Here is a 407-nt window from a genome sequence, read left to right on the forward strand (position 1 = left end):
CCCGACCACAGGAGAGCCGAGTGCCCGACGGACCGCTGATCGTCCAGAGCGACAAGACCCTGCTGCTCGAGGTCGACCACGACCAGGCCGCCGCGTGCCGGCGCGCCATCGCCCCGTTCGCGGAGCTCGAGCGCGCGCCCGAGCACGTGCACACCTACCGCCTGACGGCCCTCGGGCTGTGGAACGCGCGCGCCGCGGGGCACGACGCCGAGCAGGTCGTCGACACGCTGCTCGAGTACAGCCGGTACCCCGTGCCGCACGCGCTGCTCGTCGACGTCGCCGAGACGATGTCGCGCTACGGGCGCCTGCAGCTGGTCCAGCACCCCGTGCACGGGCTCGTGCTGCACGCGCTCGACCCGGCCGTGCTCGCCGAGGTCACGCGCTCCAAGCGCACCGCGGGCCTGCTG

General features: G+C 74.2%; 1 protein-coding gene. It reads left to right on the forward strand.

The genetic code is table 11. The features are described from left to right. Nucleotides 1–20 precede the first annotated feature (20 nt). Nucleotides 21–407 (forward strand): helicase-associated domain-containing protein (locus G3I71_RS49000; protein WP_164325460.1); only part of this gene is annotated, 387 nt, incomplete at its 3' end.

Origin of the sequence: Streptomyces sp. SID12501, from assembly GCF_010550245.1 — a bacterium.
Classification (GTDB): domain Bacteria; phylum Actinomycetota; class Actinomycetes; order Streptomycetales; family Streptomycetaceae; genus Streptomyces.